The 11756-nt window shown below is 66.5% G+C and carries 14 protein-coding genes and 1 tRNA gene; 8 read left to right on the top strand and 7 right to left on the bottom strand.

Annotation, left to right across the window (positions count from 1 at the left end; genetic code table 11):
• The 3 genes from I0Q12_RS30990 to aceE form a co-directional block, all read right to left on the bottom strand.
• Positions 1–807, bottom strand: an 807-nt coding sequence (locus I0Q12_RS30990) for an ACP S-malonyltransferase (protein WP_307846664.1), incomplete at its 3' end; no start/stop codon positions are given.
• A gap of 128 nt (positions 808–935) precedes the next feature.
• Complete coding sequence (locus I0Q12_RS30985; protein WP_197257817.1) at positions 936–2249, bottom strand: CdaR family transcriptional regulator; 1314 nt, start codon at positions 2247–2249, stop codon at positions 936–938.
• 49 nt (positions 2250–2298) lie between these two features.
• Positions 2299–5154 carry a pyruvate dehydrogenase (acetyl-transferring), homodimeric type gene (gene aceE, locus I0Q12_RS30980; RefSeq protein ID WP_197257815.1) on the bottom strand — a complete coding sequence of 952 codons (2856 nt, stop codon included), beginning with the start codon at positions 5152–5154 and terminating at the stop codon, positions 2299–2301.
• Positions 5155–5513: 359 nt separating this feature from the next.
• On the opposite strand from aceE, the gene I0Q12_RS30975 reads away from it, so the two are divergent.
• The 3 genes from I0Q12_RS30975 to I0Q12_RS30965 all read left to right on the top strand — a co-directional run bounded on the left by I0Q12_RS30975 (position 5514) and on the right by I0Q12_RS30965 (position 6620).
• Positions 5514–5936, top strand: a complete 423-nt coding sequence (locus I0Q12_RS30975; RefSeq protein ID WP_197257813.1) for a DUF3052 domain-containing protein — start codon at positions 5514–5516, stop codon at positions 5934–5936.
• A gap of 113 nt (positions 5937–6049) precedes the next feature.
• A complete protein-coding gene (locus tag I0Q12_RS30970) occupies positions 6050–6514 on the top strand; it encodes a peroxiredoxin (protein WP_197257811.1) in 465 nt (154 codons plus the stop codon).
• A gap of 31 nt (positions 6515–6545) precedes the next feature.
• Positions 6546–6620: transfer RNA gene (locus I0Q12_RS30965), tRNA-Val, on the top strand.
• Positions 6621–6708: 88 nt separating this feature from the next.
• Here I0Q12_RS30965 and I0Q12_RS30960 read toward each other — a convergent pair.
• The 4 genes from I0Q12_RS30960 to I0Q12_RS30945 form a co-directional block, all read right to left on the bottom strand.
• Entirely contained in the window at positions 6709–7833 is a 1125-nt protein-coding gene (locus I0Q12_RS30960) for a site-specific integrase (RefSeq protein WP_197257809.1), read from the bottom strand.
• Positions 7834–7836: 3 nt separating this feature from the next.
• Complete coding sequence (locus I0Q12_RS30955) at positions 7837–8715, bottom strand: hypothetical protein (protein WP_197257807.1); 879 nt, start codon at positions 8713–8715, stop codon at positions 7837–7839.
• Between the two features lie 24 nt (positions 8716–8739).
• Entirely contained in the window at positions 8740–9177 is a 438-nt protein-coding gene (locus tag I0Q12_RS30950; protein WP_197257805.1) for a hypothetical protein, read from the bottom strand.
• 84 nt (positions 9178–9261) lie between these two features.
• Complete coding sequence (locus tag I0Q12_RS30945) at positions 9262–9735, bottom strand: hypothetical protein (RefSeq protein WP_197257803.1); 474 nt, start codon at positions 9733–9735, stop codon at positions 9262–9264.
• Positions 9736–10026: 291 nt separating this feature from the next.
• On the opposite strand from I0Q12_RS30945, the gene I0Q12_RS30940 reads away from it, so the two are divergent.
• The 5 genes from I0Q12_RS30940 to I0Q12_RS30920 all read left to right on the top strand — a co-directional run.
• Positions 10027–10311, top strand: a complete 285-nt coding sequence (locus I0Q12_RS30940) for a hypothetical protein (RefSeq protein WP_197257802.1) — start codon at positions 10027–10029, stop codon at positions 10309–10311.
• Positions 10312–10343: 32 nt separating this feature from the next.
• The gene (locus I0Q12_RS30935; RefSeq protein ID WP_197257800.1) at positions 10344–10598 is read left to right on the top strand and encodes a hypothetical protein; all 255 of its coding nucleotides are present in this window, start codon (positions 10344–10346) and stop codon (positions 10596–10598) included.
• Positions 10595–10999, top strand: coding sequence for a hypothetical protein (locus I0Q12_RS30930; protein ID WP_197257798.1), 405 nt, complete (start codon positions 10595–10597; stop codon positions 10997–10999). The genes I0Q12_RS30935 and I0Q12_RS30930 overlap by 4 nt, the downstream gene beginning before the upstream one ends.
• A gap of 1 nt (position 11000) precedes the next feature.
• Entirely contained in the window at positions 11001–11252 is a 252-nt protein-coding gene (locus I0Q12_RS30925) for a hypothetical protein (protein ID WP_197257796.1), read from the top strand.
• A 187-nt stretch (positions 11253–11439) separates the two neighbouring features.
• Positions 11440–11756 (top strand): hypothetical protein (locus I0Q12_RS30920; protein ID WP_197257794.1); only part of this gene is annotated, 317 nt, incomplete at its 3' end.

The following is an 11756-nucleotide window of genomic DNA, read 5'->3' as shown; positions in this document are numbered from 1 at the left end:
CGGGGGGAGTTCCACGACGGCCGAGACCTGGGCGGTGCGCAGATGCGCGGTGCACAGGTCCCACCGCACAGGCCGGGTCACCTGTGCGGCCAGCTTGGAGAGTGCGTCCGCTCCGGACACAACGGGTGCGCCGTCGAAGTTGGACAGCAGGGTGCGGGTCGGTTCGCTGGGAACGATCTTCGCCGCGGCGTCGGCGACCGCCTCCTGGGCGGGCGCCATGAATCGGGTGTGGAAGGCGCCGGCGACCGGCAGCTGCCGGATCCGTGCCTTCTCGGGCGGGTTCGCGGCCAGTTCCTCGAGCGCCGAGATGCGGCCGGCGGCGACGATCTGTCCGGCGGCGTTCACGTTGGCCGGGGCCAGGTCCAGCTCGGCGAGCCGGGCGAGGACCTCGTCCTCCGCGCCACCGAGGACCGCGGACATGCCGGTCGGCTCGACGGCGCAGGCCTGGGCCATTTCGGCGCCGCGGATCGCGGCGAGCGAGACGGCTTCGTCGGCGGTGATGACGCCGGCGATCGCGGCCGCAGCGAGTTCACCGACCGAGTGCCCTGCGACGACCACGCCGGCCGGGATGAGGCCGCGGGCGTCGAGTTCCTCGAAGGCGAGCAGCGCCGTGGCGACGACGAGGGGCTGGGTGACCGCCGTGTCGGTGATCTCCTCGGCGGTGGCGGTGGTGCCGAGACGTTCGAGGTCGAGCCCGGCCGCCTTCGACCAGACCTGGATGCGATCGCGGGCGCCGGGCTGCTCCAACCATGGGGCGAGCATGCCGGGTGTCTGGGAGCCCTGACCGGGGGCGAGCAGCGAAATCACGAAGATCAGGGAACACCCTGCAAAGGCCTCCTCGAGATGTCGGCTGGAATGAAGTCTCGAGCAGGGATTTGTAGGATCTCTACAAAAGCCCATGTCGACCGTGACTATCGATCGACCGGCTGTGTGTGTTACGTGCCCGAATCGCGAAATGTGAATCGTGTGACCGGTGGTGACTGAGTTCGGAGTTTGTTATGGCTTCGAGCCAAACGACCCACTGTTGCGGCGATTCGGAGAACGTACGCATCACGGGGATTCGTGGGGTCCCGGCCGGTCACTTCTGTGATTCGCTTCAACCGGTACCGGACAGTATTTGGATGAACAAACAGCTTTCGTGCGCAGGTCTCGACAGCACCCCCACTGTCGAGATATGCGTCGAGCGTGTTCGACAGCGCCGGACCGGCCGCCGCCAGGGGCCCGACGATGTAGTCCTCGAGCGCCTCGATCGCCGCCGCGTCGCCCAGCAGGGCACGCTCGGGCAGCAACTCCGCCGCGTGCACCGGGCGTGGAGCGCCGGGCCATCCGGCCACCGCCTCCATCGCGGCCATCGCCTCGACCGCCGAGACGTGCGCCGATCCCAGCGTCGGGGTGGTCGGACCGATGACGACCGCGTCGTCCGAGAACGCGCGCATCAATTCGTCACGGAACGCCGCCGCCTCCGGCGTGCCGTGCAGGATCCCGCTGACCACCATCACGAGCCGCTCACCCTGCACGACCGCCAGGGCCGCGCGACCGTGCTGCTGCGCGATGGTGTGCACCGTCGTCACCACCGACACGTTCTCGTCCGGCGGGGGAGTTCCCACGATCACCGTCGCGGGGGCGGTCGCGTCCCAGTTCAGGGTCGCCGCGCGCGACTGCATGTCCGCACCGGTGTCGCCGCGCACCACGGCGTCGACGACCAGCGCCTCGAGCCGGGTGTCCCACGCGCCGCGCGATTCGGCGGCACTCGCGTACACCGACGCGGCCGCGAACCCCAGCTCGCGGCCGTACCGCAGTATCGCCTCGGTCAGGGCCACGAGCTGCTGCTCGTTGCGGGCGAGCGCCGGCAGCCACTGCTCGAAGAACTCCATCGCGGCCCGCACCATGTCGACGGTCTGCCGCAACGTCAGCCGCCGCGCCAGGTCCTGCGGGATCACCTGGTAGGCGTCGGTGCTGAATCGGATGTCGCTCTCCGGGTCGCGCACCCACTCGATGAAATCGACGACCGACGACTGGATGACCAGCTGCACCGTCGCCCGCTGCGAGGCGTCGAGGTCGGCGAAGAACGGCAGCTGTTCCTGCATCACGTGCACGGCCTCGGTGGAGAGCCGGCCGGAGAACTGCTTGACGCGCCGCAGCAGCGCGTCGGGCAACGGGGCGCGTTCCGGACGCGCGGGCGGCACCGGGCGCCCTGTGGGAGCGCCCGGTGCACGTGTCAACCGCGGTGACGCGGAATCCTCGACCATGGGACGAAACTACGCCCGCGGCCGATCGCCCGTTGCAGGACGGGCCGGATCAGGCCACGCCCGGATCCGACGTCTGTTCCGGCGCGGCCGTGACGTCGTCGATCTTGTACTTCGCGGCGGCCTCGACGGCCCGGGCCCGATCGACGGCACCCTCGCGGCCGAGCGCGGCGAGCACCGCGACGACGGTCGATTCGGCGTCGATGTTGAACACGCGGCGCGCGGCGGGACGGGTGTCGGAGAATCCGAAGCCGTCGGCGCCGAGCACTGTGTAGTCACCGGGCACCCACTGCCGGATCTGGTCCGGAACCGCGCGCATCCAGTCGGACACCGCGACGAACGGGCCGGCCGCGTCGGACAGCACCCGCGCGACGTAGGGGACCGGAGCCTCCGCGCCCGGATCGAGCAGCGCCTTGCGGTCGCACTCGATGCCGTCGCGACGCAGCTCGCCCCACGACGTCACCGACCACACGTCCGCGGACACGCCCCACTCCTCGGCGAGCATCTCCTGGGCGCGCAGCGCCTCCGGCATGATCACACCCGACGCGAGGATCTGCGCCTTCGGGCCGGACGCCGCACCGGTCCGGTACAGGTACATGCCCTTGAGCAGCCCGTCGACGTCGAGGTTCGCGGGCTCGGCCGGCTGTACGTACGGCTCGTTGTAGAGGGTGATGTAGTAGAAGACGTCCTCGCCGCCGAACCCGTCGACGCCGGGGGTTCCGCCGTACATGCGGCGCAGACCGTCGCGCACGATGTGGGCGATCTCGTAGGAGAACGCCGGATCGTAGGTGACCGCCGCCGGGTTGGTGGACGCGAGCAGCAGCGAGTGGCCGTCGGCGTGCTGCAGACCCTCACCGGTCAGCGTCGTCCGGCCGGCGGTCGCGCCGAGCACGAAGCCGCGGGCCATCTGGTCGGCCGCGGCCCAGAGGCCGTCGCCGGTGCGCTGGAACCCGAACATCGAGTAGAAGATGTACACCGGGATCATCGGTTCGCCGTGGGTGGCGTACGACGTGCCCACCGCGGTGAACGAGGCGGTCGAGCCGGCCTCGTTGATGCCCTCGTGCAGGATCTGGCCGACCGCGCTCTCCTTGTAGGCGAGCATGAGTTCGGCATCCACCGACGTGTACAGCTGGCCGTTGCGGTTGTAGATCTTCAGCGACGGGAACCACGAGTCCATACCGAACGTGCGGGCCTCGTCGGGGATGATCGGCACGATGCGCGGACCGATCTCCTTGTCGCGCAACAGTTCCTTGAGCACGCGCACGAGCGCCATGGTGGTGGCGACCTGCTGCTTGCCCGAGCCCTTGCGCACCACGTCGTAGGTCTTGGCCTCGGGTAGCTTCAGCGGTGCCGCGGTGGTGCGGCGCTCGGGCAGGAACCCGCCCAGCTGACGGCGCCGGTCCAGCATGTACTGGATCTCGGGGGACTCGAAGCCGGGGTGGTAGTACGGCGGCATCTTCGGGTTCGCCTCGAGTTCGGCGTCCGAGATCGGGATGCGCTGCAGGTCCCGGAAGTACTTGAGGTCCTCGAGCGTCAGCTTCTTCATCTGGTGCGTGGCGTTGCGGCCCTCGAAGTGCTTGCCGAGGGTGTAGCCCTTGATGGTGTGCGCGAGGATCACCGTCGGCTGACCCTTGTGCTCCATCGCCATCTTGTAGGCGGCGTAGATCTTGCGGTAGTCGTGGCCGCCGCGCTTGAGGTTCCAGATCTCCTGGTCCGTCAGGTCCTTGACCAGCTCCTTCGTGCGCGGGTCGCGGCCGAAGAAGTGCTCACGGACGAAGGCGCCGTCGTTGGCTTTGTACGTCTGGTAGTCGCCGTCCGGGGTGACGTTCATCAGGTTGACCAGCGCGCCGTCCTTGTCGGCGTGGAGCAGCGCGTCCCACTCGCGACCCCACACGACCTTGATGACGTTCCAGCCGGCGCCGCGGAAGAACGACTCCAGCTCCTGGATGATCTTGCCGTTGCCGCGCACCGGGCCGTCCAGGCGCTGCAGGTTGCAGTTGACGACGAAGGTCAGGTTGTCCAGGCCCTCGGTCGCGGCGACGTGCGCGAGGCCGCGCGATTCCGGCTCGTCCATCTCGCCGTCGCCGAGGAACGCCCACACGTGCTGGTCGGAGGTGTCCTTGATACCGCGGTCGTGCAGGTAGTGGTTGAACCGCGCCTGGTAGATCGCGTTCATCGGGCCGAGGCCCATCGACACCGTCGGGAACTCCCAGAACTCCGGGAACAGCCGCGGGTGCGGGTACGACGGCAGGCCGCCGCCCAGCGACGCGTGGCTGTGTTCCTGGCGGAATCCGTCCATCCGCTCCGTGGAGATGCGGCCCTCGAGGAAGGCGCGGGCGTAGATGCCGGGGGAGGCGTGGCCCTGGATGAACACCTGGTCGCCGCCGCCCGGATGGTCCTTGCCGCGGAAGAAGTGGTTGAAACCGACCTCGTAGAGCGCGGCGGAGGACGCGTAGGTGGAGATGTGACCGCCGACGCCGATGCCCGGCCGCTGCGCGCGGGTGACCATGATCGCGGCGTTCCAGCGGATGTATGCGCGGAAACGGCGCTCGACTTCTTCGTCACCGGGGAACCACGGTTCGCTCTCGGTGGGAATGGTGTTGACGTAGTCGGTGGAGGTCAGCGCGGGGATCGATACGTGGCGCTCACCGGCGCGCTCGAGCATGCGCAGCATCAGGTAGCGGGCGCGGCTGGGGCCGGCGGCGTCGAGCATGCCGTCGAACGATTCGAGCCACTCGGCGGTCTCGGCCGGATCGATATCCGGGAGGTAGGAGGCCACACCCTCGCGAATGACGCGAACGCGGCTCTCGGTGGCCGGCCCTGTCGAACTCGGCGAGGGCCCCGATCCCTTGGCACCCGGTGTGTCGGCGCCGTCTAGGGATTGAGGTCCGTGGATCAGGTCTGTCAACGTCTGCTCCTCATCGTGGTGGGGCGCGCAGGTGTGGCGCCCACTCCGTTGATCGGCTCTTGTGGGAGCCGACTCATCGACATCTGAACATGATGCACCCCTCATCTTCCCCCATTCGAGCGCGCGGGGCAGCGGCCGGTAGGCCTATTCCTCCCAGGGCGGACGAGAAGGGCGAATCACCCGAACCGGACGGGCGGTGTCCGTGCGGAGTAGCGTGGGGAAAGAAACTCAGGTCTTTCGTTGCGATTCGGCTTGCGCTGAGCGGTCGAACGATGTTCGCTTTGACCAATCGATGCAATCGTCGTCACACCGGCGTTCCGGGCAACCGGGCGCCGGCAACCCAGAAGGAGGGAACCACCGTGGTCGCCGCGGCGGACGCCAAGAACTACGTTCAGAAGCTCGGTATCACCCACGACCACGTGGTTCAGGAACTCGGCTGGGACGAGGACGTGGACGACGAGATCCGCGTCGCCATCGAGGACATCACCGGTTCCGAACTGCTCGACGAGGACTCCGACGAGGTCGTCGACGTGGTCCTGTTGTGGTGGCGGGAAAGCGACGGTGATCTCGTCGACACCCTGATGGACGTGATCGGCCCGCTGTCGGACGACGGGGTCGTCTGGGTGCTGACGCCGAAGACCGGCCGCCCCGACCACGTCGAGCCCAGCGAGATCGCCGAGTCGGCGACCACCGCCGGTCTGACCCAGACGTCGGCCACCAACCTCGGCGACTGGACCGGTAGCCGGCTGGTGCAGCCGAAGGCTACCCGTCAGAAGCGCTGAGCTCCGCTCACATCGACGCTGAGCTCCGCTCACATCGACGCTGAGCTCCGCTCACATCGACGCTGAGTTCCGCTCTCCAGTAGTTCCACTACAGCGAAGGATCGAACTGCCCGATGGCTATCGAGGTGGGCGCCGAGGCGCCCGATTTCACCCTGAAGGACCAGAACAACCAGGAAGTGTCGCTGTCGAGCTTCCGCGGCAAGAAGAACGTGCTGCTGGTGTTCTACCCGCTCGCGTTCACCGGTGTGTGCCAGGGCGAGCTGTGCGCGGTGCGCGACGACCTGCCCACCTTCGAGAACGACAACACCGCGATCCTCGCGGTCTCGGTCGGTGCGTCGCCCACCCACAAGATCTGGTCCGCCGAGCAGGGCTACACGTTCCCGCTGCTGTCCGACTTCTGGCCGCACGGTGAGGTCGCGCAGGCATACGGCGTGTTCAACGAGAAGCTCGGCTTCGCGAACCGCGGCACCTTCGTCATCGACAAGGCCGGCATCGTGCGTTTCGCCGAGGAGAACCAGCCCGGCGAGCCCCGTGACCAGGGAGCTTGGGCCAGGGCGCTCGCCGCGCTAGAGTCCTGAGTCGACTCCGGCGGAACTCCGCCGGAGGTCGGGGCGTGTAGCTCAGTGGTAGAGCTCTGGTTTTACACACCAGCGGTCGGGGGTTCGAAACCCTCCGCGCCCACCATTGCCCCTTGCCTGTTTACGCAGGTGAGGGGTGATTTTTCTACTTCCAGACAGAACCGCTCAAACGGCGGCGGACAGTTTTCGGACAGTCAAGCCGAAATCGCACCCCGTCGCGCACGGTCCAACGCGTCCGCCACGAGGTCGAGATCGTCGTCGAACAGGTCGGCATACACGTCGAGTGTCATGGCCGCGGACGCGTGTCCGAGCATCCGCTGCACCGCCTTGACGTGAGCGCCGGCCGACACCGCGAGCGATGCCGCTGTGTGACGTAGATCGTGCGGGGTCAGCTCGGGAACCCCGGCGGCCTTCGCGGCGGTCCGGAACCACGACCGTTGCCGCGGCCGGCGCATGAACCCGCCGTCGGTTCCCGGGAACACGAGATCGTGGCGGTCCTTCCCCTCACACAGCGCCGCCAGGTCCTCGACGAGGAACCTCGGTACTGGGATCGACCGTTCCTTCATCGACTTCGTCGTCCCGACCATCACATTCGCCCCGACCTCCACCGCGTTGCGGGAGACGATCAGCCGGCGCCGCAGCAAGTCGAGGTCGCAGACGCGAAGTCCGATCGCCTCACCCCACCTCAGTCCGCAGTACGCCAGCGTCAGCACCAACGCCGACTTGTCCCCGGCGGCACCCGCCATTTTCGCCACCTGTTCGTGGGTGAGATAGATCTTCCGCTTGGGGCGCTTGCGCGGCAGGTTCTCGATCTTCCGGGCCTTGTTCGTCACCAGCTTCCGGTCCCGCACTGCGCGGTCGAGGATGCCTGCGAGCACGGCGTGGGCGCGGATCGTGGTGGTGGCCGAGGCTGCCTTCTTGATGACGACGTCGGGGTCGTTGGGGTCGCGGATCTCGGTGACCAGGTCGGCGATCCACTCTTCGACGTCGCTGATCTCGATAGATGCGATCGGCTTGTTTCCCCACCGCGGTTCGACGTGTGTGCGCCAGGCGGAATCGAGGCCGACGTACGCCGATGGCTTTAGGCGTGACTTCTTGGCGGCAAGCCAGGCTGGCGCGAGCTCGGCGACGAGCGTGCGTCCGTCCCTGGGGTCGACGTACTCGCCGTCGGCTTTGCGGACCTCGATGCGGGAGGCGAAGTCTCGGGCGGCCTCGGCGTTGGTGAATCCGGACTTGCTGCCTTGGCTGCCGTCCGGTTTCATGTACCGGACCTTGTAGCGGGTGCCTTTCGTGGTGCTGTACGACTTGACGGTGGCCATCGGTTAGGGCTGCTCTCGCCAAGCGCTCCGAACAGCAGCAGGATCTCCCGTGCCGTCGAACTTGTAATCCTGGTACCGGTCGACGCGAATCTTTCCCAGAGTCTCTTTGCCGTGGAAGTTCCAGACCGACATCGATCCCACCGCCTCTGCGTACGGCGTGACCCGGAGTGCGGTTGCCAGTTCCGTCGCGAAGTCTTTGAACTCGTCGCCGTCCAGCTCGGGCGCGCAGATGTAGAAGATGGCCGACACCATGCTCGGATCCTCTTTCCATTCGAGGGTCTGGGTGGTGACGAACTTGACATGTTCTCGCGACGGGAAGGTCGAGGTGACAGCTTCGAGTTCCGGAACCGGGGTCCCGGCGTAGTCGCTGCAATTGCTCATGTCGATGGAGGATGCTGCGATCGGCGCCGGCGAGCACGAAGCGCGATTGGGAAGTGGTTCGAATTCATATCCGCCGACGGTTAATCCAGTGCGGGCTGCTCCCAGTGAGTCCAGGGCGAATTTGCCGTTGGCTTGGCGCGCGCCGCCCTCTGCTTTCTGGCTGTCCCCACAGTCGACCTGGACGTGCCATCCGCCCACGTCAGAACTCTTGTACAGACGTCGCACTTCTTGAAAGGCGTTGCGCAGCTGCTGATCTGTGTAGTCCTGGGCGACGATCATTACGAGGTAGCCCTCGCGCTCCTCGCGCAGCCAGTATTCGGCGACGTCAGTATTGACGGCTGTCGTTGATGGACGTTCGGAGGTCGTGCTGGGATTGGCCGCTTCGGACGCAACGGCGGTGGCTGTGGTGCTGGCAGGAGTGGCAGTGGGCTCGGCATCGGACGAGCAAGCTGTAAGCGTGAGCGCCCCAGCGAGTGTGGTGGCGAGCGCGTATCTACGCATGGTCTTCCTTCCAGGGGTGATCATTCAGTTGGTCCGGCGAGCGATCTGGCGTTCGACCCACTTCCGTTCGCCGGCGGTCAGGGTGCGTATTCGGGTCAGGAGGATGTCGTGGTCGACCCACAGCTCCTCGGCGGCCTCGTCGTCGGCGCGCCCCTGGCACCACATGAGCGCGTCGACGAGCTCGGGCAGGCGGATCATCCGGCGGGCGGTGAGCTCCTCGACGACGTGTTCCTCGCGGGCCGCGAAGAACGGGTGCGGGGGTACGGGCCCGCGTTCGAGGTGGTTTATCTCGTGCGTGAGGGTGGAGCGCCGTTCTGTCTGCGAGCTGGTCTTGTCGATCTCGATGCCGCCTCGGGTGAGACGGCCGAGATTTCCGTGGGTGGGGCGGTCGACGAAGTGGACGTCAACGTGCGGAAAGTGTTGGTGCAGATGCCTCCATGGATTCCACTTGCGGCGGGACATGGAGGGATTAGAACACTTGTTCGAAGTAACTTCCACGTAACACGCTGATCTTGTAGCAGGTTGCTACACGGGAGATGGCGGTGATTAAGCGCCATCCTCCGGTCCGTCCGGGTCGGGGTGATCCCACGGTTCGCCTTCCAGTCGCCGGCGCTTCCGTTCCCGCGTCTCGCCCTTGCGTGCCGCCAGCTCGTAGCCCTCGGGCTCCTCGACGTCTTCAGGTCCCTCAGCGTCCTCGGGCTCATCGTCGACAAGGCGCAGGCCTGGATCCTCGGCGGGCAAGTCTCCACCCCTGGTGTCGTCTTGGTCGTCACGCCCTTCAAGCATTCCGTCGATGACGCGGAGGATCGCTTCTCGTTGACTACGTGACAGTCGGTGCGCCTTCTGGGGGAGCTTGAAGGGCTCGCGGACAGGTTCGCCGCGGAGCTCCCATGCCTTCTTGACGGTGATGCCGAGTGCATCCGCGATCAGTTCGGCGGTGCCCTCTTCGACGCCCTCGCCCTTCACGAATCGGCTCACGCGGTCGGCGTAGATCCCCGCGGATTCGGCGACCTTTCGCATGCTGCGGCCGGCGAACACTTCTTCCCATTGGGGCGGTAGTCCCGCTCGTTTCTTCGTCACGTCTACGAACCCTGCCTGTAGCTGTCGGTGTTGCCCAACTTCTTGTGTAGACAACGTGTCTACAAATTACCTGGCACAACGGACAACAACCTGGAGCTTCTGTGCCTCGACAGACTCCCGACTTGTAGACACCCCCGTCTACATGTTGTACTGTCGCACACAACGCACAACAAACCGTCTACACTTCGAAAGGCAGGGGAAATGCAGCACTACACAGACGGGAGGTTCTGGGTGAAGCTCATCAGCTCGAAGGCGTTCAGCCAGTACGTCGAGCACCGCGGATTCACGGTCCGTTCCCTTGCGGCGGCAACGGACAAGGAGCTCAAGAAGGCGAAGGCCATGCGCGGCGACAAGCCTGCTGGGTGCTCCCGGTCCCTCATCGGCCACCTGATGTCCGGGCATAGGAACACCTGCTTGCCGCATACCGCTCGCGCGATCGAAAGGGTTCTCGATGCGCCCGCAGGCTCTCTTTTTGTGCCCCAAGTGTTGCCCGTTGTTCGCAACACTGCTGCATAGCTTCCGATCCACTCAACCGAAAGGAGCAGTACGTGACGTCGACTCTCACCCGCGAGATCCCGCTGTCGATCGAGGACACCGCGCGGATGCTCGGCTGGCAGGGGCCCGGCACCCACACCTCGCCCTCGTACAACACCGTCCTCAAGGCCTGCCAGCGCGGCGATCTGCCCGCCTATCAGGCGGACGGACCAAACGGAAAGCGCAAGTGCCGCTGGATGATCCTGCCCTCTGATGCCATCGCATGGCGCAGCGGCAGGCTACCCGCCCGTACGAAGTCGCTCCGATGAGCACCTCGACCGACAAGCGCCCAGCAAAGGAAAAGGCCGCCCCGTATGCGGCGGGACGGCCTGACATCGAAACCCTGGAAGGAAATCGGATGCCTTACAACCTTACCTCAGACGATCTCGAAGTCGAGATCGGCGAGCTGATCGACCACTACCGAGTGGGCGCCCGCAGCACCAACTTCGGAGTTCTCTCCATCCAGCGATTCACCTGCAACGGCAGCTGGTCGGTGCGCTTGCTCGTCGACGGCCGCTTCACGGGCGAGCACGTCGACATCTGGATCGACACCGACGGGCGCGCCTGGCATGCGATCAACGCCGATGGCCCTGAGCTGGCGACTGCATTGCTGAACGCCCGCAATCGTTTCGTCGAGTCGGCTCCGGTCGAGATGGCGAAGGGGGCCTGACATGTCGATCCTCACCCGGCCTCTCACCGACGCCGAACTCAAGGCCGCCGGCATCGAGCCCGCTCCGATCGCGCACGAGACCTTCACGCAGGTGTTCGCTGTCCACGACGGGGAACTCGAGATCGTCGACGAGGACAAGGGCGACGACACTCCTCCTGGCCCGGCGCGTATCGGTCTCGCCGTGTGGGCCTGGGCGATCACCTTCGGTGGCGCAGTCGGTGCCCTGATCTTCGCCGCGGAGGTGGCGTCGTGACCATCTTCATCGACAGTCCGGTCCGGTCGACGAACCGCGAGCGCCGCACCTGCACCTGCGCAGGCACGGCCCCGGGATTCCCTCAGCACGAGATCGGCTGCGGAACCACAGCCTTCGAGCCCGTGGGCACGCGGTGCTGCGGTTGGGCAGACGGCATCTGCGACGGTTGCCCGAAGGCGGTGGCCTGATGGCGAAGCGACAGAGCGTCCACATCCTTGAGTCTGCGCAGTTCGGTGACACCACGATGCCGGAGTACGTCATCGAACCGGCACGCCGCACCGTCGCCGCCAACGCCCGCAGCGTCGAGGATGCACGCCGGCTCCTTGAGATGCTCGGCCTCATCGAGCCTGTCATCACCGCAGAGGTTGCCGCTGGGCCGGTGAAGTGCCAGCGCCGCTGCGAGCAATGCGGGAAACCGATGCGGAACCAGGGCGAGGACCCGGGCATGTGGCCTGGGACTGTCGCCATCCGCGCCAAGGGCATGTGCGGCCCCTGCTACGACCG

The organism is Rhodococcus sp. CX, assembly GCF_015865005.1.
GTDB lineage: Bacteria > Actinomycetota > Actinomycetes > Mycobacteriales > Mycobacteriaceae > Rhodococcus.
Note: the sequence above shows the minus strand (reverse complement) of the source record. Positions and strands in the feature narration are given on the sequence as shown.

Excerpts from the sequence above, each read along its gene's own strand:
- I0Q12_RS30985 (WP_197257817.1), bottom strand. The coding sequence starts at position 2,249 with ATGGTCGAGGATTCCGCGTCACCGCGGTTGACACGTGCACCGGGCGCT.
- I0Q12_RS30970 (WP_197257811.1), top strand. The coding sequence starts at position 6,050 with ATGGCTATCGAGGTGGGCGCCGAGGCGCCCGATTTCACCCTGAAGGAC.
- I0Q12_RS30960 (WP_197257809.1), bottom strand. The coding sequence starts at position 7,833 with ATGGCCACCGTCAAGTCGTACAGCACCACGAAAGGCACCCGCTACAAG.
- I0Q12_RS30955 (WP_197257807.1), bottom strand. The coding sequence starts at position 8,715 with ATGCGTAGATACGCGCTCGCCACCACACTCGCTGGGGCGCTCACGCTT.
- I0Q12_RS30950 (WP_197257805.1), bottom strand. The coding sequence starts at position 9,177 with ATGTCCCGCCGCAAGTGGAATCCATGGAGGCATCTGCACCAACACTTT.
- I0Q12_RS30945 (WP_197257803.1), bottom strand. The coding sequence starts at position 9,735 with ATGCGAAAGGTCGCCGAATCCGCGGGGATCTACGCCGACCGCGTGAGC.
- I0Q12_RS30930 (WP_197257798.1), top strand. The coding sequence starts at position 10,595 with ATGAGCACCTCGACCGACAAGCGCCCAGCAAAGGAAAAGGCCGCCCCG.
- I0Q12_RS30925 (WP_197257796.1), top strand. The coding sequence starts at position 11,001 with ATGTCGATCCTCACCCGGCCTCTCACCGACGCCGAACTCAAGGCCGCC.